This is a genomic window from Shimazuella kribbensis DSM 45090, from assembly GCF_000428065.1.
GTDB classification, from domain to species: domain Bacteria; phylum Bacillota; class Bacilli; order Thermoactinomycetales; family Thermoactinomycetaceae; genus Shimazuella; species Shimazuella kribbensis.
Genome location: NZ_ATZF01000015.1, coordinates 41,322 through 63,474, shown reverse-complemented (window position 1 = coordinate 63,474; position 22,153 = coordinate 41,322). Strand labels below are relative to the sequence as shown.

General features: G+C 38.1%; 23 protein-coding genes. 8 read left to right on the top strand and 15 right to left on the bottom strand.

The genetic code is table 11. The annotated features are described in order from the left end of the window. Nucleotides 1-272 precede the first annotated feature (272 nt). Nucleotides 273-551, top strand: coding sequence for a hypothetical protein (locus A3GQ_RS0117975; protein WP_028778238.1), 279 nt, complete (start codon nt 273-275; stop codon nt 549-551). Between the two features lie 47 nt (nt 552-598). On the opposite strand, the gene rlmH is transcribed toward A3GQ_RS0117975, so the two are convergent. From rlmH to yycF, 14 genes are all read right to left on the bottom strand, one after another. Further along, nucleotides 599-1,060, bottom strand: a complete 462-nt coding sequence (gene rlmH / locus A3GQ_RS0117970; RefSeq protein ID WP_028778237.1) for a 23S rRNA (pseudouridine(1915)-N(3))-methyltransferase RlmH — start codon at nt 1,058-1,060, stop codon at nt 599-601. Continuing rightward, nucleotides 1,050-1,235, bottom strand: coding sequence for a CxxH/CxxC protein (locus A3GQ_RS24895; protein WP_037465454.1), 186 nt, complete (start codon nt 1,233-1,235; stop codon nt 1,050-1,052). Before A3GQ_RS24895 ends, rlmH begins: the two co-directional genes overlap by 11 nt. 154 nt (nt 1,236-1,389) lie before the next feature. After that, nucleotides 1,390-1,746, bottom strand: coding sequence for a DUF1801 domain-containing protein (locus tag A3GQ_RS24890; protein ID WP_051272042.1), 357 nt, complete (start codon nt 1,744-1,746; stop codon nt 1,390-1,392). Next, nucleotides 1,743-2,198: a YciI family protein gene (locus A3GQ_RS0117955; protein ID WP_028778236.1), complete on the bottom strand. Its 456-nt coding sequence runs from the start codon at nt 2,196-2,198 to the stop codon at nt 1,743-1,745. The genes A3GQ_RS24890 and A3GQ_RS0117955 overlap by 4 nt, the downstream gene beginning before the upstream one ends. A gap of 105 nt (nt 2,199-2,303) precedes the next feature. Then, nucleotides 2,304-3,554, bottom strand: coding sequence for an RNA polymerase sigma factor (locus tag A3GQ_RS0117950; RefSeq protein WP_028778235.1), 1,251 nt, complete (start codon nt 3,552-3,554; stop codon nt 2,304-2,306). Beyond that, on the bottom strand, nt 3,551-3,985 hold the full coding sequence (locus A3GQ_RS0117945; RefSeq protein ID WP_028778234.1) for a YciI family protein: 435 nt from the start codon (nt 3,983-3,985) through the stop codon (nt 3,551-3,553). The genes A3GQ_RS0117950 and A3GQ_RS0117945 overlap by 4 nt, the downstream gene beginning before the upstream one ends. A 208-nt stretch (nt 3,986-4,193) precedes the next feature. Beyond that, on the bottom strand, nt 4,194-4,847 hold the full coding sequence (locus A3GQ_RS24885; protein WP_037465452.1) for a DUF998 domain-containing protein: 654 nt from the start codon (nt 4,845-4,847) through the stop codon (nt 4,194-4,196). A gap of 51 nt (nt 4,848-4,898) precedes the next feature. Continuing rightward, entirely contained in the window at nt 4,899-5,702 is an 804-nt protein-coding gene (locus A3GQ_RS0117935) for an alpha/beta fold hydrolase (protein WP_028778233.1), read from the bottom strand. Between the two features lie 328 nt (nt 5,703-6,030). Beyond that, nucleotides 6,031-7,218, bottom strand: a complete 1,188-nt coding sequence (locus tag A3GQ_RS0117930; protein WP_028778232.1) for a S1C family serine protease — start codon at nt 7,216-7,218, stop codon at nt 6,031-6,033. A gap of 147 nt (nt 7,219-7,365) precedes the next feature. Further along, entirely contained in the window at nt 7,366-8,181 is an 816-nt protein-coding gene (locus tag A3GQ_RS0117925) for an MBL fold metallo-hydrolase (protein WP_028778231.1), read from the bottom strand. Nucleotides 8,182-8,254: 73 nt separating this feature from the next. Continuing rightward, nucleotides 8,255-8,998, bottom strand: coding sequence for a two-component system regulatory protein YycI (gene yycI / locus A3GQ_RS0117920; protein ID WP_028778230.1), 744 nt, complete (start codon nt 8,996-8,998; stop codon nt 8,255-8,257). Next, entirely contained in the window at nt 8,998-10,383 is a 1,386-nt protein-coding gene (gene yycH / locus A3GQ_RS0117915; protein WP_028778229.1) for a two-component system activity regulator YycH, read from the bottom strand. Before yycH ends, yycI begins: the two co-directional genes overlap by 1 nt. Then, nucleotides 10,370-12,190, bottom strand: a complete 1,821-nt coding sequence (locus A3GQ_RS0117910) for an ATP-binding protein (RefSeq protein ID WP_037465450.1) — start codon at nt 12,188-12,190, stop codon at nt 10,370-10,372. Before A3GQ_RS0117910 ends, yycH begins: the two co-directional genes overlap by 14 nt. 4 nt (nt 12,191-12,194) lie before the next feature. Continuing rightward, complete coding sequence (yycF, locus tag A3GQ_RS0117905) at nt 12,195-12,914, bottom strand: response regulator YycF (protein WP_028778227.1); 720 nt, start codon at nt 12,912-12,914, stop codon at nt 12,195-12,197. 166 nt (nt 12,915-13,080) lie between these two features. Here yycF and A3GQ_RS24880 point away from each other — a divergent pair, with 166 nt between their 5' ends. From A3GQ_RS24880 to A3GQ_RS0117885, 4 genes are all read left to right on the top strand, one after another. Further along, the gene (locus tag A3GQ_RS24880) at nt 13,081-13,830 is read left to right on the top strand and encodes a YheC/YheD family protein (protein WP_051272040.1); all 750 of its coding nucleotides are present in this window, start codon (nt 13,081-13,083) and stop codon (nt 13,828-13,830) included. A gap of 257 nt (nt 13,831-14,087) precedes the next feature. After that, a complete protein-coding gene (locus A3GQ_RS0117895) occupies nt 14,088-14,663 on the top strand; it encodes a hypothetical protein (RefSeq protein ID WP_028778226.1) in 576 nt (191 codons plus the stop codon). Between the two features lie 336 nt (nt 14,664-14,999). Further along, nucleotides 15,000-16,724: a sensor histidine kinase gene (locus A3GQ_RS0117890; protein WP_028778225.1), complete on the top strand. Its 1,725-nt coding sequence runs from the start codon at nt 15,000-15,002 to the stop codon at nt 16,722-16,724. Nucleotides 16,725-16,745: 21 nt separating this feature from the next. Beyond that, nucleotides 16,746-17,240, top strand: coding sequence for a YwhD family protein (locus A3GQ_RS0117885; RefSeq protein ID WP_028778224.1), 495 nt, complete (start codon nt 16,746-16,748; stop codon nt 17,238-17,240). A 159-nt stretch (nt 17,241-17,399) separates the two neighbouring features. Here A3GQ_RS0117885 and A3GQ_RS24875 read toward each other — a convergent pair whose 3' ends face one another. Continuing rightward, on the bottom strand, nt 17,400-19,424 hold the full coding sequence (locus A3GQ_RS24875) for a transglycosylase domain-containing protein (RefSeq protein WP_051272037.1): 2,025 nt from the start codon (nt 19,422-19,424) through the stop codon (nt 17,400-17,402). Between the two features lie 241 nt (nt 19,425-19,665). Here A3GQ_RS24875 and speE point away from each other — a divergent pair, with 241 nt between their 5' ends. The 3 genes from speE to A3GQ_RS0117865 are packed head-to-tail and all read left to right on the top strand — an operon-like array spanning nt 19,666 to nt 21,823. Then, entirely contained in the window at nt 19,666-20,502 is an 837-nt protein-coding gene (speE, locus tag A3GQ_RS0117875; protein WP_028778223.1) for a polyamine aminopropyltransferase, read from the top strand. 6 nt (nt 20,503-20,508) lie between these two features. Next, nucleotides 20,509-21,381, top strand: coding sequence for an agmatinase (gene speB, locus A3GQ_RS0117870; protein WP_028778222.1), 873 nt, complete (start codon nt 20,509-20,511; stop codon nt 21,379-21,381). A gap of 46 nt (nt 21,382-21,427) precedes the next feature. After that, the gene (locus tag A3GQ_RS0117865; protein ID WP_028778221.1) at nt 21,428-21,823 is read left to right on the top strand and encodes a YwiB family protein; all 396 of its coding nucleotides are present in this window, start codon (nt 21,428-21,430) and stop codon (nt 21,821-21,823) included. The last annotated feature ends 330 nt before the right edge of the window (nt 21,824-22,153 follow it).

Sequence of the window (22,153 nt, the reverse complement as noted above, 5' to 3'; positions counted from 1 at the left end):
GGTTGCCCCTTACCGCATGCTGACTCCGGGAATCTTTTCATCCACGGGATGCGAGGCAACTCGCGGTATGACTTGGTGGCGCAGGTTATACTCCGGGTCACTTACTTTCGTATATGATCCGGCTCCAAAAACGATGTATTTCCAAAATAAAAAGAAACCAGTCTTTGAGGCTGGTTTTTTGTCTCTTTTTAAATTAGTCAGAAATGGTGGGAACTATAAATTTTCTATTTTTTTATAACCCTTGATATCATGGTAGTTAAGGAGGTTTGTCTATGGCTATTCAAAGAAAATTTGAAGAAATTCCTGAAGGAGTAAGATTAGAAATTGCGATAGAAATAATTGCAGAAATATTATCTGATAAAAGACGTCTTATTCATCGGTTAAAAGAAGAGGGAGGAAAAGAAAGTTCCATAGAAAAACATGAAACTGAACTAGAATCATTAATTAAAGAAAGACAAAAAATGTATTTTGGTGACGAAGAAGTCTTAAAAAAGATAATTGTGCAATATGGTCCAGTAGTTCGGAAATTTTTCGATGGTGATAAAGGATAATGTAATTTTAAAACAATTGAAAACAAGATTAGAAGGTTTTGGAGATCTTATTTGTGGTAGTGTTCGCCCCGAATGATCTTATATGCACGATAGATTTGTTCCAATAAAAATACACGCATGAGTTGATGTGGGAAGGTCATTTCTGAGAATGAAAGGCTAAGGTCCGCTTTTTGCATGACTTCAGGTGATAAGCCATCGGAGCCTCCAATGATAAAGGTGAGGTGGCTATTTCCATAGATGGCCAGTTGATTGATTTTATCAGCAAATTTTTCAGAAGAGAAACTTTTGCCTTTAATCGCAAGGATGATGGTGTAACTATCCTTGGCGATTTTCTTTAAAATTTTCTCTCCCTCTTTTTGTTGCCGAGTCGTTGTGTTTCCTTTGTTTTCTTCTTCCACCTCGATAATTGTTATTTTGGCATATGCTTGTAATCTTTTTAGATACTCACCACAAGCGTCTTTTAAAAATTTTTCTTTTATATTACCTACCGCGACGATATTAATCTGCAAGGCTGGCCGCCTCCGATTCTTCTTCTATTGACAGTTTATATGTAGCAGTTTTTTTACACCAAACACAGACTTTAAGTTCTGTTTCTTCTATTATCTCCATTGTTGGTGCTACTTCATATTGATCAATAAAGTCCTCCATCACATAATCGATATGTTCTTCACATGCGTACATCATTTTCGTTTTCCCTCCTACCAAAAAATGCTCTGCAAGAAATGCAAAACATTTTTAGCTTAAAGCTTTTCCATTATTATGTCTATAATTATCCATATAAAACGTGGATTTCATCCTATTTTCATGAACCAATTTTAATCTAGTTCTATAGAATTTATCAAGTTATGGTGATGTTTTGTGCAATTTGTTTTAAGTGTTTTGCCAAGAGATCATAAATGAAATCTGTATCTTGTTTTATTTTAATCGATTTACGTTCAGGTTTTGCACTTTTTTCGAAGAATCCAGGAGGACCTTCTAAATTTTCCGCATGAAAAAGAGTGATGTTAATCCAGTTTTTTGCAGGGAAGAAAACACATACTTGTTTATCTTTTAAGGAGTAAAATGCCTGTTTGTATTTTATTTGCTCCTCTATTTCTCCAATTTCTTGATGGATCAATTGACGTATTTGGTTACAAATCTCCACTTGCCATGTAACACCTATGTTCTGGATATAGGAAGTAATTTCTTGATTCATTGTGATTCCTCCAGATGTTTTCTGTTTTTTAACATGTTCAGTTGTTCCACTAAATCTGTTTCCAATGCTTGTCCTAGAGGTTTTATGATAGACGATGAATGGTCTTTGAGTTTTCGTAGTTCGATTTCAAATTTTCCTCGCCCTTCAGGTACCGGCATCTGAAGTGCCCAATGGAGTGCTTCTTCCTCTGTATAAACTTGAATCAAGGTATATTCGGCCATGTTCATAGCATCTATGGAGAAAGGTCCAGCTTTTATCCCCGGTTTTTCGTCATGGTGTGAGTAGGATATTTTTATACCTGTTCCGCTAGGTTGGAGTTCTTCTGTGACAAGGAGTACACCAGCCTTGTCTAAAGAATCTCTGTACCTATTAATAGCATTGCTGTATTCTTTACAATGTTTTACTCCAGCTTCCGAGTATTCGGTAGCGCTAACCATTATGATATATTGCATTTTGATTCCCCTCCTAATAAGAAAGATACAAACAGCTACTGAAATCTCCCTTTATTATTACGACGAATAGGGAATCAAATAATCGACATCGTGAAAAAAATTAATTTATGAATCCGTTTTACATTCACTTGCTCGAAGCAGGTAAAGCTCACGTTCCCGCTCATTATGGGTCAAGGATGCTGCTCGTTTAAATGCAGCATAGGCTTCCTCGAATCGACCTAATTTAACGAGAAGATCACCACGTACGCTAGGTAGCAGATGATAATTTTTTAAAGAAGGGTTAGCATTTAATTCATCTACGATTTGCAACCCAAAGGCTGGCCCAAATGCCATGGATATGGCAACAGCACGATTTAATTCCACAATCGGAGAAGGCATGACCCTAAATAACGCTTCGTAAAGAGCAGCGATTCGAGGCCAGTTGGTCTCTTGTACGGTTGGAGCTTCTGCATGACAAGCTGCAATTGCGGCCTGTAACGAGTATGGCCCAAGTGTTCGGCCAAGTTTCTGACTACGCCCTAATGCTGCCAATCCACGTTGAATCAGCAATCGATCCCACTGAACTCGATTTTGATTTGCGAGTAGGATAGGCTCTCCTTCCGCGTTAATTCGAGCCTTCAGTCTCGAAGATTGGATCTCCATCAAGGCTACCAATCCGTGAATTTCTGGTTCATCAGAAGCCACTTCGGCTAGTACCCGACCCAATCTCAGTGCTTCTTGACATAACAAAGGGCGAATCAAGTGATCTCCAGAGGTTGCGGAATATCCTTCATTGAACATAAGGTAAATTACTTCGAGCACGGTAGACAGACGAACTTGGAGATTTGCTCCGGTAGGTACTTCAAATGGCACTTTTTTGGTGTTCAGCGTCTTTTTAGCACGTACAATACGTTGGGCGATTGTTGATTCAGAGGTGAGAAAAGAACGGGCGATTTCATCGGTGGTAAGCCCGCATAACAACCGAAGAGTCAAAGCGACTCTTGCGTCCTGAGATAAAACGGGATGACAGGTCATGAATAGGAGACGAAGGAGATCGTCTCCTATCTCCCCATCAAAAATATGATCTTCTGTAAACATATCGATATGTTGAGCGATTTCGATATACTTTTGATCTTGCCGTTTTCTTCTTCGCATATGATCGATTGCCCTTCGCTTTGCTGTTGTCATCAACCAAGCGCCTGGATTATCTGGAATTCCTGTCTTGGGCCAATGATCAAGGGCAATTACCAAAGCATCTTGGGCGAAATCTTCAGCAAGACTCAAATCACGAACCATTCGTGTTAAGGCAGCGACAAGCTTTGCAGATTCGATTCGCCATATTGCATCAATGGTTCGATGGGTTTCAGATAAGGTCACGATTTCGTTTTCTCCTCTACCTTTTCTCGAAGGAGTGTTTCTTTCTCGATCCATTCGAAATCATTTGTTAAATCCTCTATTTCAGAAACTTGTCTGAGTTCAATTTCACCTTGTCCAAAGCCATGAGGATCTGGCATACGTAAGGCCCATTCAATAGCCTCTTCTCTGGATTTTACTTCAATTAAAGTATATCCTGCGATCATTTCTTTGGCTTCGGTAAATGGTCCATCTATAATCTTTGGTTTTCCACCAGGTTCAGGATAGGAAATTCGAATCCCGTTTGAGCTTGGTTGCAATCCATCAGCAGCAAGCAAAACTCCAGCTTTCACCAATTCCTCATTATATTTTTGCATGGCATCGATAAGTTCTTTGCTGGGCATCTTGCCTGCCTCTGAATCGATAGTAGCTTTCACAATCAACATAAATCTCATTTTGTATTCCTCCCAGAATAATGTTAAATTCCAATATAGAATCTAACTATCTCTATTTCATCTAACCTTCACTTGTACAACGAACGAATTCAAATAAAATCGACATTGGAAATTATTTTTAGTTTTTATATATAGAATATTATTATATATAATCATAATAATCTATTTTGAAATATAAATTTACATTTATTAAACGAGACAAATGGATTTATACCCTAGAAAGTTTTCCTTGTATATGACCAGAAAGAGCAGAAACCCATCCAAAGGCAATCATCCCTGCTAATCCCATAATAACCCCAATCCATGTACCCAGACTCATTCCCAAAATAATGAGTAGTGGTGCAAGGATACCTGTTGCAATGCAGTAGATTCTCCATCCTTGTTTCCTTTCCTTCGAAAATCGTCTTGCTAAAACAAAACATGCTGCAATCAGACAGAGGAAAGCGATGAAAAATGCGAACGAATGTATAGCTGCTGGAATACTCATTGATGTTGGCGCACCTTCAGGGGCACCAGAAGGGAAACCAAGCCCAGGATCAGGTTTACATACACCAGCTAATATCATGCCCAAACCATATACTCCAATGAGGATGGGTCCCCAAGTGCCACCTTTATCGCCATTTAAGAAATAACGTATTCCGATAGACGCTGCTATAGCTAGTAACCCAGTGATAATAAAATTTGCACTTTGAATCCATCCCATATCACCTAAAGTTAAGGTGCTGATAGCATGACGTCTAATATCAAATCCTGCACGAGTGAATATTTGAATGATAGATAGGATGAAGAAAAATGGTGCTGATATAACCCCACAAACTAGCAGTAATGGTATCCTATTTTTATTTGTTTTTTCCTTTTTCATTTGTATCGATCCTTTCCTCGTTCCCTAATTTGTGTACTTTTTCGTTGTGGTTCACATAAAAAATGCTGTGAGTTCGGATGCAATTAAGTCAGTATGCAGTTTCTTCGTATGATCAAATCCCTTTTTACTAACAAGTTTTGCATTTGGGAGTACGTCCGTGATTGCTTGTGCACCATGTCTTAGCCTTACAGGGCTTTTTGTGCCTTCAAGTACCAAAGTTGGCATGGTAACGGAACTCCATGTATTTGCAGAAAGTGGTTTTCCGTCCATATAACCATCCATTATAGCCGCATCATAAGGAAGAGTGTGTGCAACAGCCATGAGTTTAGACCACACCTCTGGCATAAAACGCATCATATGCACAACAAAGGAAGGGGCACCCATACCTTTTGTCATAAAGTACTTGATTGTTTCAGCTTTACGATTAGCATCGATAAGTTCTTTCACCTGTATCACAAAGTTTTTTGGGGGTTGGTGTCCTTGATTGTCTACTACAAATGGAGGTTCATGCAGAGCTAATTTTTCAATGTTTACCCCTCTGGCGGCTGCCCGTAAGGCTAGAACTGCCCCAGCAGATAATGCCCAAACATGAGAAGAACCACCTGCTACCTCAATTAGTGCTTCAAGATCTTCTATTTCCCGATCGATATGATAAGCAGGTTTGTCATCACTATCACCTCGACCACGACGATCATAGTTGTACACTGTAAAATGTTTGGATAATGAATTTGCCAACTGCACCATCCCTGGAAATTTTCGATAGCTAAATGCACCACCGATCAATATGAGTGCAGGTCCTTCCCCGATTTTGTCATAGGCTATTTTGGTACCATCTTTTGAAATGAATGAGTTCATCTGTCTATCTCCTTTGGTTTAGTGGTTAGATAAGAAAATAATGTGCTGTAGTTCTTCCCATGTTGTCGCTTAAAATGAGAATCACTTTGATCTTTTTTGTCCTCTTTATTAGAACGACGATCTATTCAAGCCAAAATCGACACATCCGAAATATTTTTTTAAAAAAATATTCTAATTGTCATCTGAAGAACAAGAAAAAAGGAAAAGGTCAAAATGTGATGCAATGATAGAAGTACTTTACAGATAAGTCTATCGAAATGAAATAAAAAAAAAGAACCCAGTTCTTGGATTCTTTCAATCAAAGTTCTTCATTCTATCTAAATTGTTTTTAGGATCGAGGGCTTTCCGCAAGTGTTACGGATACGGTAGTTTGTTTCCCGTTCCGATACATCGTTAATTGGACAGTATCACCTATTTTTTTCTTATAGAGATACTTACGCAGTTCAGAGCTGTTGGAAATAGCTTGATTATCGATCTTTACGATAACGTCACGTGATTTAACTCCAGCGCGTGCAGCAGGTGTATTAACATCAACTGTTTTTATTAGTACGCCAGTCTGTACAGCAGAAGGTAATTTTAACTCTTCCCATGCTGATGGTAGCATCTCTTGTAAATCGTAGAGTTGTACACCTAAATAGGGACGTGGTACATGACCTTTTCGGATTAGTTGTTGGATTACAGGTTGAGCATCATTTGCAGGAATAGCAAATCCTAAACCTTCTACTCCACTTTCGGCTATCTTCAGACTGTTGATTCCGATTACTTGTCCTGCTGCGTTTACCAAAGCACCACCACTGTTACCTGGGTTAATTGCAGCATCCGTTTGAATAACATCCGTTGAGGTTGTTTCCGTTACATCAATCGTACGTTTGGGTGAGCTGATTACACCTACTGTTACAGATTGAGAAAATTGGGGTCCTAATGGATTACCAATTGCGATTGCAGGTTCTCCTGCTTGTAGCGTGTCAGAGTTTCCGAACTGTGCTACTTCTGTTACTCCTGCTGAATTGATCTCTAGTACTGCTAAATCAGTAATTCGATCATAACCCAATACTTTTGCTTGTACTGTTTTGGATTTATCATTACTAAGTGGGACTACTACTTGTACCTTTTTATTTCCTTCAATTACGTGGAAGTTCGTTACAACAAGCGCTTTACTTCCATTTCTTTGGAATATAATCCCGGAACCTGTTCCTTGTTTTACATTTGCGGAACTAAAAGGATCATCTGAGCTGCCGATATTCTCCACTCCGACAACTGCCGAACTCACCTTATTTACTGCTTCCGTTATCTGTGAATTAACTTTTACACTGGTTGTTTTGCTTGTTGTATATGGATTGATTATATCTTGTGGTTGTTGCTCTGTATTATCAAAATAACCTATTCTATTGAGTAACGGTACAAATAGAAGTGTTATCAGACCACCGATAATAGCGGAGACAAGACATAATAAAATAGGTGATCGGCGTTTTGGTTGTTGATTATTATTGTAGAAATTGCCACTATAGTACCCCATAAAGATTCCCCCCTTGACGAGATCATTATGAAAGAAAACTAGCCACTAAGTTCTGATGCTGGGCTTAGTTCATTCGGTAAATTAATGAAAGTTATATTTTCACACCTACCTATAAAGTATTTGAAACTACATAATAGAATATGCAACTTATGCACTCGCTATCGTTGTTTTTATCTTAACTTCTTGTAAAGAAGTGGCGCGATCCGGATATGTCTCGTGTAATTTGATATCTGTGCCAACATGGAGGCCCGCTTCTTTCAGTACATTTTTAACAGTGAGATGAGCCAATTCCAGTAGGTTGTTGTCTTGACTTAAATGAGCAAGAAATACTTGTTCTCCTATTCCCTGTACGATTTCTTGGAGAGCAGCAGCAGAATCTTCATTGGATAGGTGTCCAGTATCACCTAGAATTCTACGCTTGACATTCCAAGGATAACTTCCCATTCGCAACATGTTGACATCGTGATTGCTTTCCCAAATCAAACTATGGACGCCTTCTAACGCACGAATAATTTTCTCGTTCACATAGCCAAGGTCCGTCACAATAGCAAGTGATTCTTCCTTTTCAAAGAAACGAAATCCCATCGGTTCTGCTGCGTCGTGGGAGATAGCGATAGATTCAATACCAATATCCGCAATAGAAAGGGAAGCTCCTGTCTCCATAAAATGAACCAACGACGAGGGAATATCCCCAACACTGGATGGAAGATGTTGATGGGTTGCTTCGTTTAGATAGATAGGAAGTTGATATCTTCTTGCCATTACACCAAGTCCCTTTACATGATCTATATGCTCATGGGATACGAGGATAGCAGTAAGGCTTTCGGCTTTTACCCCGATTTGAGCGAGCCTTTGCCCCAATTGTTTGCCACTCAAACCAGCATCTACCAGGAGACGAGTATTTTCCGTTTCTACATAAAGGGAATTGCCAGAGCTACCACTTGCTAATACACTAAACTTCACCGTAAATACCCCTATCTATAACTTCCATTTTTCTTTAAAAATAAATCTTCAGTGGATTTTTTCATGGAGACCATTACTTTACCACTTCTACATTCTTAACTGAACCAAAGCTAATGGCATGTACATCATAATGCTTATTATCTAGTTGAAAGCGCCAGACAGGAATAAAGAGAGATGTATTATTGTTGTAGGCTTGTGACTGATAGCCTAGTTGAATCCGTTTAATGTGCTGGGTTTTATCACCTGCAGTGTGATTGATCAAATTGTACAATGCTGTATTAAAATCGGTGACAGCTACATTCTGCGTTGTTTCTTGCAAGTTGTAGTGGATCATATACATCGAACGTATCTGGTTATTAATTACTTCTACCTCGACTCTTCCATCATAAAGTGGACGACCATCGATGTGTTGTACAAATACCCATTTTCCAGTAAGTTTGTGGGGCTTCGACTGCAATTGATATTCTGAGAAATAAGGAACCTCTTTTGTGAGTTTTGTAATTAATTGTTGCTTGTTTTGAACAACAATAGATGGATGATTAAAACGTTTTTGGTATCCGTGATCTAGTTCTTGCCATCCTTCTATTTTAGATGGAGTTCCTTGCCAAATCTTCAGTTCATCTACATCTTTTGGTCTAGGAACATCAAGTTCAATTTTATTGTCCGTCAGTAAACTTTTAATTTGAGTGTTACTGATCTTATCGACTGCAAGAGAAGCATTTTTTTGTTCCATTGTTTCTTGAATCTGTATTAACAAAAAGAGATTGACCAAAATAAATGCGGTGATCAGATAAGTTTGTGCTCGTTGCCAATCCATTACTGCACGCCTCCTATCTGAATCCATTCACCGTTTTCCTGTTCTACTTTCCAACAAGGAGTAAGCTGTACTTGGTTTTTTGATATGTTTTTAGCTTGATAAATTGGAATGATTCGTTTAACAGAGGTAATAGGAATCCGTTTCTTAGCTAATTCACTCCATATTGCCTCTTTGGTGGGTAAAGCATAGGGGATCTGTTTTATCGGTTTCTTAGACAAGTAGTTCAGAGATCGAATGTATTTTGACACAGCATAACTTGTTCCTGCTTGAAGTTGGATGGTATCTAGTTGTGGATTTTTTGTGTTATCACCTTCCCAATAAACAGGCAGAGCTTGATTGATTAGACGAAAAGTGTACAGACGTGAATTATCTTGTGGAGACAATTTGTCTAAGACGTAATTCCCTGTCCATCCATGATGTTTACTTATAAATTTGGTATTGATCACATCAATCTCCGTTGCGACATTATTTGCTGCTGATCCATCTGTCCTAGCATTGTCTACATACACCATATACGATTGTTGCTTGTAAAAGGTTAAGATTTGGTTGTTATCCATAAAAACAGATTCATTTTTCGAAAGATCAATAGGTTCAATAGCATCACCTTGAAATAACCATTCTTTGATACTATCAATGCTGATATTTTGTTTTGTATAGGTGTATTGTGTTCCTGGCATAGATTGACTTGGCACATATAAGATACGAGAGAATGGCAAATTTTGATTTGCTTTATCCCATGGTTGTTTTCCATTCGTAGCAACAGCATCGAGTTTTACTAAGTTTGGAGTTTTGTTGATTTGTTCTATGTTTTTAGACCATTCATTCTTAGTGAAATTTGTATTTGCTTGTATGACTTTACCTTCTTGATCCGAGATGAACCAAATATGGCTCTTTTTTGTGGAAGGATTTTCAAAGAACCAAACTCTACTAATGGAATTCAAGTTTTGAAAAAGAGGTTCATTTTTTAAGAGATGAAAAAAGAAAGCATCTAGTTGTTCTACGGGTAGATCTTGCAAAAAGGAAAATTCTAGACCATTGGCCTGTTGAAACAAAAGATTCCAGTTTTCCGTAGTTGGTGTGATCAGTTCAAAGCCTTCCATTTTTATTTGATATAAATCATGAATGGAGTTGGAAAAAAGCTTATTTTGTTGTTGTGTAATCATGAGATGCTTCCCTTTCTCATGCGAAATAAGAAAGGGTGGTGCAGTTAGTTGATATAAAGTTTTCTGCACATAATTGTCTTTTGCTATGTACGGTGCAGGAATGTATGCGATGTTTTGATCATCGTACGAAGGAGTGCTGTACCATAAAACACCCGTTAAGATAACGCTAGAAATGACGAGTATAACTAGACTAATGGTTTTTATTCGGTTAATTAATGCCATTAGCCTCGCTCCTTATCGGTAAAGTAAAGAAGACTGTTGTCCCCTGTTCATATTCACTCTCGATCCATATTTCGCCTTTATGAGCATGAATTATTTCCTGGGCAATAGATAATCCCAAACCGGTTCCGCCAAGTGTCCTTGATCTAGCTTTGTCTACGCGGTAGAAACGTTCGAACAGGCGGTTTAAGTCTTTTTTAGGAATGCCAAGACCAGTATCTGCAATCGAAATTTGTATTTTATCGGACTCCACTTTTACAGCCTTAATGGTAATGGTACCGTTTATGGGTGTATATTTGACCGCATTGGAGATTACATTGTCAAGTACTTGATCCATTTTATCTCGGTCTACCACAACCGTTGGTAGATGCTCATCTACTTCTAAGCGTAAAGTGATGTCTTTTTGTTTGCAAGTCATCGAAAAGCGTTCATAAACAGGTTGAAGTAGATGAGGAATTGAAATAGGTTGCTGTTCAAAATGGGATTTACGTGCATCCAAACGAGATAACTGTAAGAGATCACTGATTAACCGAGCCATTCGTTCGGCCTCTGTATCAGCTACATTTAAAAAATGGGTGGCAATATCAGGTTGGTGGATTGCCCCATCTTTTAACGCTTCTAGATAACTTTTAATGGTAGTCAGTGGTGTTCTCAATTCATGAGATACATTTGCGACAAAGTCTTTACGTTGCCTGTCTAACTTTTCTTCCTCCGTTACATCACTTAGAACAGCAATGAGACCAACTAATTCTTTGTCTCCCCTTTTAATAGGAGTAAAAGTTGCTTTTAGCATCATAAACGCATCTGGATTATTTGGGTGTAACTCGATATAGGCTTCATGGACATGATCAAGCGGAAAGGATATATCTTCTTCCATTGGAAGGACATCTTTTAGACGATCTCCTAATCCAATATCGTGGCCAATCATTTTTTCTACCCATCTATTTTTTACAATGATATTTCCTTTGTGATCTGTAGCAATTACCCCATCGCTCATATTTGCTAGTACCGTTTCAAGTTTTTCACGTTCTTCTTCATTTTGTGACAGGGCTCGTCTCAAATGTGCTGCAAGATAGTTGAATGCTCGAGCCAGTCGGCCTATCTCATCATCACTTTTTACGGCGACTTGCTGATTAAAGTCACCAGCTGCCATTGCTGTTGCTTGTTTTGTAATTTCTTTTAGTGGTGTAGTGATAGTTTGTGAGAGCACAATAATCAAAATAGCAGTAGTAATCAATGTTACAGAAGCAGATTGAAATAAAAGCTTTCCTATACTGCGAATTTTGGCGTAGATCGGATCAAGGGATGCTTCAATATAAATGGTACCTATACGCTGTTGATTTTCGTTTTCTAGATGTTTGATATATGTTTGATAGTCTCTTCCTGTAGCTCGATCTTTACGAATGAACGTGGAGTCCAGCTTACCTGTTGAATTTTGTGCGCGTAGATTCTTTTTCCCTATATTTTTGGAGTTTTCGGTACTAGAACTTAGAACATATCCTTGTTCGTCCAATATTTCCATTTCTACTGTGGTAGTAGTTCCGGTTTTTGTATTAAGAAAAAGCAGTTGTTTGAGTTTTTTATCCAGTTCTGTTTTTGTATCTGCTGGGCTTTTATTTTCTACCAACACCTGTATTAAAGGGTCATATAATAAATTTGCTTGTGATCGCAAACTTTCGATAAAGTCATCCGAGTAAAACTTTTGTAGGGAACTAATAAAGGTAACTCCGATTAATTGAACAGAGATGAGAATTAACAACGAGAAAATGACTACTAACTTCCATTGTAGATTTTTAAATGCTTGAAACATGGTTTCAATACTCCAACTGTGGGTTTCGCATGGTGTATCCAATTCCACGTCTGGTTATGATGTAACTTGGTGCTCCAGGATCATCTTCGATTTTTTCTCGTAGTCTGCGAATCGTTACATCTACTGTACGAACGTCCCCAAAGTAGTCATATCCCCAAACAGATTGCAAAAGGTGTTCTCGAGTCAATACTTGATTCAGGTGTTTCGATAAGTAGAGTAACAACTCAAACTCTCGATGTGTTAAGTCGATCGTCTTTTCTCTCTTTTTAACGACAAAACTAGTTCCATCAATCGACATATCCCCAATGGCTAATATATTTTTATCTGGTGCCTTTATGGTTGTTTTTTCATCTGATTGCTTACTACGGCGTAAATTTGCTTTTACGCGTGCAAGTAGTTCACGATTACTAAATGGTTTTGTGACATAATCATCTGCACCCATCTCTAGCCCAATCACTTTGTCAACTTCAGAATCTTTTGCGGTTAGCATAATGATTGGCAGATCAGATACTTGTCGTACTCTACGACATACCTCTATGCCGTCAGAGCCAGGTAACATCAAATCAAGTAACATTAAATCGGGAGGAGTTGCAAGTGCTTTTTCAATAGCCTCATCCCCATCATGTACACACTCTACTTGGTATCCTTCTTTTTCAAGGTTAAATTTTATGATATCCGCTATCGGTTTTTCATCTTCCACTACTAAAATCTTTGCATTCAACATACCCAACTCCCGTTTCACAGATAAAGCTATTTTCGCATAATTAGATGTAAGAAAACAACTTATGTCAAAAGAGTATGTTTTGAATTTTTGATGGACAAGAAATGGGGAAAATGGGCTAACTACCTAGCTATTTGCCGAATAGGATGTTTTTAGGGGAGGCAAGAACATGGTCATGAAAAAGAGAGTGTTCCAACAAATTGCAAGTAAAAGGCTAAAAACCATCATTTTAGAGCAAGATAGCAGGCTGAAATCTTATATACCAAAAACGGTTTGGTACCGAGATGACCAACTTCTTTCCATGCTTGATAAATATGGAACAGTTTTTGTGAAACCGGATAAAGGCGGTGGTGGAGTAGGTATTATTCGGGTAAAAAAAGGTAAGAGAGGGCTTGTAGAATGTAAAAGTCTAAAACACCATAAAATAGTACCTATGGACCAAGTACATTCCCTTATTGATACTTACTTAAAGCCTGGGCATCGGTATTTAATCCAACAAGGAATACCTTTAGCTGAAATAAATGGTAGACCTTTTGATATTCGGTTGATGTTGCAGCGAATTGATAAAGATTGGGAATTGACTGGAATGGCTGCTAAGTTAGCTGCTCCAGGTAAAATCGTGACGAACTTCTGTAAAGGTGGCAAACCATATACTGCAAAAGATGCTGTAATTCAAGTTTGCACAAGTAGCGCATCTCAAAAAATGATAGAGCTAAAGAAAATGGCTTATTGTGTTGCTAATGCCTTATCCGAACGCTTTAAAGGGCTTAGAGAACTGGGGATTGATGCAGGTATGGACGACTTTGGCAACATATGGATTTTTGAGGTGAATACAAGACCTACCTATGGAATGTTCCGTAAATTAAAAAATTTGCAAATGTATAACAAAATAAGAAAAAATCACAAATTGATTATATAATTGGTTGAAATTTACCATTTTTGGTTATTTTGAAGGATGATCTTTGCTGTTGTAACAGAAAATTAACATGCGAAAAGCATGTTTTTTTCGTTTCCGAGCATATACGAGCTTATTCGACAAAGTATTCTGTTGACGCAGACTATTGGATACTGCTACCATAATTATTAATTCAAAGTAATTTAACAAATTTAATTGTTTAGCATTTAAGTTTGTTAAATTAGATTAAGAACAAAATTTTGGATAAAGGTGTGTTTACCATGTCATCAATTACTGTTGGGGTATATCTAGGAAAAAAGGATCGTCTCGTTCGTTATTGGTATGAAATTCTTCCAAAAGGTCAGTTTCCAATGTTGGTAAAATATTGTATTCAATCTTATCTTCGTAACAATTATTTTCCATTACAATCCATTTGCGATCCGCGTATGTTAAAAGAACAAATCCAAACGAAAAGTGATTACGTTCCAACTCAACGCAATGTGACCTTCACTCCAGACGATGGCCCTGTATACCAATGGATCAAGAACTTAGAAAGCGGTTACCGTAGCGAGGAAATTAAAAATATTCTAAAAGAAACAGTTGTCCATACTTTACTTCAAGATCAACAACTCTTTGTTCCTCGACATGTTGGACAAGCAGCATATGTAAATGAACCTCAAGCAATGTATGCTTATGGTGATGATGCTCAAAAATTGACTTTACTCAAAAGAGAACAAGTTTCAGTTGAAGAAGCATATCCAATGTGGGATAAAGTGGCCAATCAACAACCAGAAGCGGAAAAAAAAGAGGTTCGTGACGAAAAAGGTTTTACACATTTAGTTAACTACATGGGTTGAGGGTAGAGATATCCCTCACGTGCTTTTCCCATTATGAGGAAAAGTATTTTTTTTGCCCACTATTCATGAAATAGACAAACCCAAATATTTATCAATTCTATTATGTATGAAAACATATATATTAAGCATTGAATTAGAAAAGAAATCTTTAATTTCAAAAATTTGTAACATATTTAATGTTATCGAAATTTGATATGTTTTGTCGAAAAAACCAGTAATAGGAGGATTTTTCACAGAAAAAGTGGAAACAAGTTGAAATACCTCGTGTAATGAAAAAGTAAAGATTGTAATTAATTCATTGGTGCATATGGTTTATCGAGAATAGGAGGATCGAACTTGCAAGAAGATTGTCAGCGTTTTTATACTCGTTTCCTATATCACATCTTTGATCCATGGTTTGTTAGTCATCCTCTTTTATATAGTATTATTTTATCTGCGTCTATTATCTTGTTAGCTGGCTTGCTTTTGATCAGTAATCGTATTATTGCAAGATTACCTAGATATCTTTATATGTTCTGTGTTCTTTTTATGGTCGCAGTGATTGATACATTATCAATGAAACTATCTATTTTTCCAATCTATTTAATTGTATTTGGAATTGTTCTGGTGCGGTCAGATCGAGAGCGTATTAGCGTTATGACTCTGCTTTTTGCAGGTGCATACCTCGGGCTGAAGGCATCTACTTCGTGGTATTCTAGCCAAAATTATGATATGGCCGCGAAGTTTATTACATTTGTGCTGGTAAGTTGGATTGGTGGCAAAGTAAGACATGCTTTTCATGAACTTCGTTTGATTCGTGGGAAAAATCTTCATTTAGTCAATAAGTTAAAAGAAGCCCAACATCGACTTTGGGATTATAACGATGAAATCGAAGAAACATATCGAAGAGACTATTTAACGGGTCTATACAATCTAGGTGGTTTTCAAGAACAAGTTCACAGAGGTTTAGAGAAGTGTTGCAACCATGAATCTTATCACGTAATCAGTATTGATCTTGCTGACTTCAAACGTATTAATATGAAAGAAGGCATCGAATTTGGAGATCAGCTACTCATTCGCTTAGGTTCCTATTTAAAGAAGTACTTGCCTCCATACGTACATTTAGCTAGGTATGATGGTGATCAATTTGCTATTGGTCTTCTAGCAGACAATAAAGATTTGCGGAACGTTCTTCAATCTATTGACATAGTAATGGAAGAACTACGTAATCAACTTCCTTATCTAAGGTACTGCATCGGAACTGCTACGTACCCAGAAGATGCAAAAAATGCAGATGAATTAATTCGAAGAGCAGAAGAGAGATTGTCGATTGAACAAAGACGTGTTCGGCATAACGAAGAAGAAAAGCGTCGTCATTTGGAAAAACTTTCGGCTGTAGGACAGTTGGCAGCTGGCCTTGCACATGAGATACGGAATCCATTGACTTCGATTCGAGGTTTTGTTCAAATTTCTGCTAAAGAATCGAGTGAAGTGAAGAAATGGGAGTCTATTATCCTTCCGGAAATTGACCGAATTAATGATTTATTGAGACAATTCTTGAACCTGAGTGAGATTCGTCCTACTAAATATTCTACTTTTAATTTAGATCAGTTGATGAATGATGTTTTTAGCTTGATGGAGCCAAAAGCAATTTTGATGGGACATGAACTTACTTGTGTACCACCAAAATCTCCTGTCCAAATGGAAGCAGATGGAGAACAGTTAAAACAAGTACTCATTAACTTGATACAGAATGGGTTGGATGCATTAGTCGTAAAAGGCAGGGTAGAGTTGAGTTGGAAGGAAATGCGTGATCGGGTATGTATTCATATTCACGATAGCGGAGAAGGGATCAAACCTGAAAACATGAACCGTATCTTCGATCCGTTTTTTACAACAAAAGATGAGGGAACAGGGATGGGATTATCTATTTGTCATCGTATTATCACGGATCATGGTGGTCAGATCCATATGACAAGCCTCCCAGGTAGAGGAACTACTTTCCACATTCATATCCCCAGAGTTATGGAAGATTCCTCTTGTATGGAACCCAACTTAGAGGCTAATCTAGAGATTAGTTAGTTAAACAGGAGGTCTCTTAAGATGGATGAAAAAAAACAAAAGCCACAATTTCAAATTGTTACAGGGAAATCTACCACGCATGGTGCCTATCATACAGGTGTATTGAATCTAAGCAATTTGTCTGCCTTATGGGTAAACAAGGAGCAGGCGAAAATTGATCTTGGCTTAATCCATGCAAAAAGTGCACTAGAAAGAGGAATAAAATTTACTACCAATCGTGAAGAAGTAGAAGGAGAGTTGTACTGGGTGGTGTGGGTAGCAGTCGATCGAAATGAAAATGGTCCATACTATGCTGGAGTAGCAGCTTGTCCAATGGCGGTAAACAAAGAAACGCGCAAAGGTTGGAAAAATCTTGCCTTTCATGTGAATCGTATGGATGATGCTTTAAAACGAAAGATTCGCTTGGATGATATGGAGAAGGAAGAAAAAGAACAGTTGAAAAACTTTTTGATCGAATATGATCACACGATGTGGAAAAATAGCGGTGATGAGCTGCGGAAAATGTTAGAAGCATGAGAATAAGTGACGAAATTATGAACAAGTATTAGAAAGTATTGTAAGTTATTTTCATTGTGATAGGATTACAATGTTTGGAACCTTACTAGGACACAAAAAAGGCGGACTTCCATCCCAATGGGTGGAGCCGCCTTTTTTGATTGTCATGTAGAGTGGTTATTACTCGAAGCCCAACCATTCTGCAAATTGTTTGATAAGCGAGTCAGATGAGGATTTCTCTGGATTGTGAGTAGGGCATGCTATAGTAGGTTCGGTTCCTTCCACAAAATACTCCATCTTTTGATGCGGACAATTTTCGTTGGCAAGATAACCAGAATCCTCGTCAACATAAACAGCTTTCACACCATCTGGGATAGTGAACAACCCTAAAGGTTTATAAGTTGCTACTTGTCGCATGTATCTACCCCAAATAAATTGAGACAGCCTTGCTTCGTCATGTGGGAGCGATTTGCCTCGGTCATATCCAACCCAAACGGTAGTCAACAGGTTTGGATTATATCCAATCAGCCATCCATCTGTATTGGTAGTACCTGTTTTTCCTGCACCAGCCCCAGAAAACATCTGTTTTACTCGGTGACCTGTTCCTCCTGTTTGAAAAACAGAACTCAATAAATTAGTTAAGAGAAAAGCATTTTCTGGTGTAGTTACAGAGGTAGTTTTTGGTTCGTTGGAGATGATGATAGCGCCATCAGATGTCGTTATTTTACGTATACCAAAGAGCTCCTGTCGATTTCCATTTGCGGCAAATGCTGTGTATGCACCAGTCATCTCAAAGGGAGTGACCGGGTAACTCCCAAGTGCAAGGGATGGTGTTTCAGATAAATCGCTGGTTATACCAAGGCGTTTTGCCATTTCTACTTCTTTGTCCATTCCTACTTGGAATTCTGTAGACACTGCGTAAATGTTATCTGATTTTGCAATAGCTTCACGTAAAGTAATCGGGCGATTGGCATAGCTTTGTTGGTAATTGCTAGGTTTGTAGACACTATTTCCAAATGTAAAAGAGGTGGGTTGACTCATAATTTTCGTTATGGGTGTAAAGCCATGTTCCAACGCACTCAAATATAAAATAGGTTTAAATGATGACCCTGGTTGCCGATGTGAAAAGACACGATTGTATGGCGAAGATTGGTAGTCCCTTCCACCTACCATTGCTTTGATATGTCCATTTCTAGGATCTACAGATAATAATGAACCCTGTAACTCAGCGTGATCCTCCAGAGTTTGAGTTACTGCTTTTTCCGCATCTTTTTGCATGTTTTGATTTAGGGTGGTATATATTTTCAGACCACCACTGCGTACCCAGCTTTCATCAAGACCATATTGGTTGACCGCGGTGCGAATGATATAATCTCGAAAGTAATTTGCTTTTTGTTTCTCCAATTTGGTAGGACTATGAATGGCTAATTTTACTTTTGAGGCATCTTTAGCAGCTTGTTTTGTGATCATATGGTTTTGAGACATGAGATTAAGAATGATTTGCTGTCTTTGCTTAGCCCGTTGAAAATGTTCGTATGGTGAATAGTATGCTGGTCCTCTTGGTATTCCTACTAAAAAGGCACATTGGGAAAGATTTAATTTTTCTACAGGTTGATGGAAGTAGATTTGTGAAGCTCGATTTACGCCATATGCTCCGTTGCCATAATAAATCTTATTGAGGTACATCTCTAAAATTTCTTGTTTACTATAATGAAGCTCGAGTTGAATCGTGAGTAATGCTTCTTTTATTTTTCTGCTCCATGTGCGATCATGAGTGAGGTAGAGATTTCTTGCTAGTTGCTGAGTGATTGTACTTGCACCTTGCGTTACGCGACCAGCTTTAAAATTTACCAAGGCAGCTCGAAGGATGCCTTTGATAGAGAATCCAAAATGATGGTAGAAGTTTTGATCTTCTACGGCAAGTGTTGCTTGTACAAGCGGTTTGGGGATTTTATTCAATTGAACAGGTTCACGAAGCTCACCATTATCGATGCGATCCATTGGTTTATCTTGATCATCGTAGATCATACTAGATGCCCCAATATCAGGTGGCGGCAGTGGTTTGGATTTTAAGTAAAGAACGAGCAAGAGTAAACAAAGACAGCATCCAACCCCAATCAGAAGAAGCAAACGGAAGAAAGATTTCATTTGTTTGAGACGTTTGAACCATGTGAAGTCATCAATAGAGTAAGAGTCACTCTGCATGCTGTATTCCTCTTTTCCGCAACCATTGTCGTAAAACATCAAGCCTAGTTTGTGGGAAAAAGAGGAAGATCATTCATCTTTTGATGAATTAGAAAGTATAAATTTTATCTCAGCCTGCATATTTGAATCCAAATCCCCTATCAAATCCTGTTCGAATGAGGGATGGAGGAGATTTTCTGGAAAAATTGGTTAGGATAAGAGAAAAACCTTATAAACAGAAGGGATACATTACATAATGGATATGGAACTTTGGTACACAGAAAAACAAACAAAGCATCACGGAATTACAACAAAAATTAAAAGAACACTTCATTCAGAAGTAACCCCATTTCAAACATTAGATGTCGTAGAAACACATCAATTTGGTAATTTGCTTGTATTAGATGGAATGGTAATGACCACAGATAAAGACGAATTTGTTTATCATGAGATGATATCTCATGTCGCTTTACACACTCATCCGAATCCAAAACAGGTACTAATAGTTGGTGGTGGAGATGGCGGGGTGGTGCGTGAAGTGCTGAAACATCCTTCTGTAGAACGTGTTGTACTAGCGGAAATCGATGGAAGAGTAATTGAAGCTTCGAAAGAGTATTTTCCTGCTATAGCCTCTGGATTATCAGATTCACGTGTAGATATTCAAGTGGTAGATGGTATTCGTCATATCGAAGAAAATCCAGACACATATGATGTTGTTTTGATCGATTCCACGGAGCCTGTTGGGCCGGCCATTGGACTTTTTCAAAAACCATTTTATCAAAAGGTGTCAGAAGCGTTAAAATCAGACGGTATTATGGTAGCGCAAACCGAATCACCATGGTTTAACCGAGACCTTATACGTCAAGTCTTCGCAGATATATCTAGTACTTTTCCTATCACTCGTCTTTATACTGCCAGTATTCCTACCTACCCAAGTGGCTTGTGGAGTTTTACGATCGGCTCCAAACAATATGATCCATTGGAAGTAAAGGAAACTCAATTTGTAAAACTAGAAACCAAATACTATCAACCAAGTATGCATAAATCTCTCTTTCAATTACCAGTGTTTGTTCAGGAATTGACAGAGGGTAAGGAGTAATGACGTATGAGGTTTGATGAGACATACGCAGGGAATGTATTTATTGGTTCAACCAATGATATAGAAAAATCTGCTGCTGTGTTATATGGTATGCCGATGGATTGGACAGTTAGCTTTCGAGCTGGTTCTCGATTTGGTCCAAGCCGTATTCGAGAATCTTCTTTGGTGCATGAAGAATACAGTCATTATCTTGGGCGTGAATTAACAGAGATCCATTATTATGATGCGGGAGATATTCCACTTGCCTTTGGAAATCCAGAAAAAAGCTTGCGCCAAATTGGTGATTTTGTAAGTCAAGTTTTAGCTTTGGGGAAAGTTCCTATCGGTATGGGCGGGGAACATTTAGTAACATGGCCTGTAGTGGAACAAATCGCCAAAAAGTATCCCGATTTGGCAGTCCTGCATTTTGATGGACATGCAGATCTGCGTACGGATTATGAGGGAGAGATTTATTCTCACGCTACTCCTTTATACAAAATATCGGAGTTAATTGGCGGAGAAAATGTTTATCAATTTGGTATTCGCTCGATGACGAAAGAAGAAGTTGCATATACCAAGTCAGCTGGGATTCATTTTTATCCTTTTGATGTATGGGAACCCCTGCAACAAGTGTTGCCAACTCTTGCAGGACGGCCTGTGTATGTAACAATAGATATCGATGTGCTCGACCCAGCTCATGCTCCAGGTACTGGGACACCTGAACCTGGCGGCATTACGACCCGAGAACTGCTTCAAGCGATTCATGGTATCTCCCGCTCCGGGGTCAAAGTAGTAGGAGCGGATTTAGTCGAAGTAGCCCCTGCCTATGATCCAACCGAAAAAACCCCCATTACAGCTGCAAAAATCATTCGCGAGATGCTTTTAGGTTTTATAAAATAGGGCTGTCACCAGCCCTATTCTTTTAATAGATAGAAAGGGTGAAATGATGAAAAAAAAATTATTCATCAGGTCAACGATACATAATGCAGGAGTAGATCATCCAGATATAATCGAACAGCAAGTAGATGCTGAATTTGTCGAAATGGAAGATGAAATGCAAATCTTTTATCAAGAAGGATCAAACAAGGATGTCTCAGATGTAAGAATACTTGCATTTGATGATCATATGATTGTTTTGCGAATGGGTGCTATCCGTTATGAACAAACCTATGTAATGAATGAAATAACAAAATGTCTTATGGAGGTACCAGGGGGTCAACTGGAGTTACTTGTGCAGACGCATCAATACAAAAGAGGCTTAGACTATATTTTTTGCCAATTTTCGTTGAAGCAGACGAATCAAACGACTTTAGGAGAATACCAATTAGAGTTAAAATGGTAAATGTAAGTGCTTCCAATGATTTAACAAATTAGACAAAATTAACATAGATTTTCCCCTTTGAACAATTTTAATTAAAAAATATAAAATTAGTCTTTTTCTTTTAGATAGACAAAGTCTTATAAATTGCCTTATACTACAAACAATGATATTACTCTAAGGAAAAAGAGTATTTACCATATTTAGACATCCATTTGTCTGGGGAATGAGTTAGGACTACCAAGTGTTAACTGATTTTGGTTCTCTCTTTTAACTAGGTGGGAGTGAGGCACTATTTCAAATGAATTACTTAAAAATTTAATATCTTTAATTAAAGGATTAATTCATTCTTCC

What these genes read in the sequence shown, in the direction of transcription:
- A3GQ_RS0117975 (WP_028778238.1), top strand. Translation starts at nt 273, where the DNA reads ATGGCTATTCAAAGAAAATTTGAAGAAATTCCTGAAGGAGTAAGATTA.
- A3GQ_RS24895 (WP_037465454.1), bottom strand. Translation starts at nt 1,235, where the DNA reads ATGATGTACGCATGTGAAGAACATATCGATTATGTGATGGAGGACTTT.
- A3GQ_RS24890 (WP_051272042.1), bottom strand. Translation starts at nt 1,746, where the DNA reads ATGAATCAAGAAATTACTTCCTATATCCAGAACATAGGTGTTACATGG.
- A3GQ_RS0117955 (WP_028778236.1), bottom strand. Translation starts at nt 2,198, where the DNA reads ATGCAATATATCATAATGGTTAGCGCTACCGAATACTCGGAAGCTGGA.
- A3GQ_RS0117945 (WP_028778234.1), bottom strand. Translation starts at nt 3,985, where the DNA reads ATGAGATTTATGTTGATTGTGAAAGCTACTATCGATTCAGAGGCAGGC.
- A3GQ_RS24885 (WP_037465452.1), bottom strand. Translation starts at nt 4,847, where the DNA reads ATGAAAAAGGAAAAAACAAATAAAAATAGGATACCATTACTGCTAGTT.
- A3GQ_RS0117935 (WP_028778233.1), bottom strand. Translation starts at nt 5,702, where the DNA reads ATGAACTCATTCATTTCAAAAGATGGTACCAAAATAGCCTATGACAAA.
- A3GQ_RS0117930 (WP_028778232.1), bottom strand. Translation starts at nt 7,218, where the DNA reads ATGGGGTACTATAGTGGCAATTTCTACAATAATAATCAACAACCAAAA.
- yycI (WP_028778230.1), bottom strand. Translation starts at nt 8,998, where the DNA reads ATGGATTGGCAACGAGCACAAACTTATCTGATCACCGCATTTATTTTG.
- yycH (WP_028778229.1), bottom strand. Translation starts at nt 10,383, where the DNA reads ATGGCATTAATTAACCGAATAAAAACCATTAGTCTAGTTATACTCGTC.
- A3GQ_RS0117910 (WP_037465450.1), bottom strand. Translation starts at nt 12,190, where the DNA reads ATGTTTCAAGCATTTAAAAATCTACAATGGAAGTTAGTAGTCATTTTC.
- yycF (WP_028778227.1), bottom strand. Translation starts at nt 12,914, where the DNA reads ATGTTGAATGCAAAGATTTTAGTAGTGGAAGATGAAAAACCGATAGCG.
- A3GQ_RS24880 (WP_051272040.1), top strand. Translation starts at nt 13,081, where the DNA reads ATGGTCATGAAAAAGAGAGTGTTCCAACAAATTGCAAGTAAAAGGCTA.
- A3GQ_RS0117895 (WP_028778226.1), top strand. Translation starts at nt 14,088, where the DNA reads ATGTCATCAATTACTGTTGGGGTATATCTAGGAAAAAAGGATCGTCTC.
- A3GQ_RS0117885 (WP_028778224.1), top strand. Translation starts at nt 16,746, where the DNA reads ATGGATGAAAAAAAACAAAAGCCACAATTTCAAATTGTTACAGGGAAA.
- A3GQ_RS24875 (WP_051272037.1), bottom strand. Translation starts at nt 19,424, where the DNA reads ATGCAGAGTGACTCTTACTCTATTGATGACTTCACATGGTTCAAACGT.
- speE (WP_028778223.1), top strand. Translation starts at nt 19,666, where the DNA reads ATGGAACTTTGGTACACAGAAAAACAAACAAAGCATCACGGAATTACA.
- speB (WP_028778222.1), top strand. Translation starts at nt 20,509, where the DNA reads ATGAGGTTTGATGAGACATACGCAGGGAATGTATTTATTGGTTCAACC.
- A3GQ_RS0117865 (WP_028778221.1), top strand. Translation starts at nt 21,428, where the DNA reads ATGAAAAAAAAATTATTCATCAGGTCAACGATACATAATGCAGGAGTA.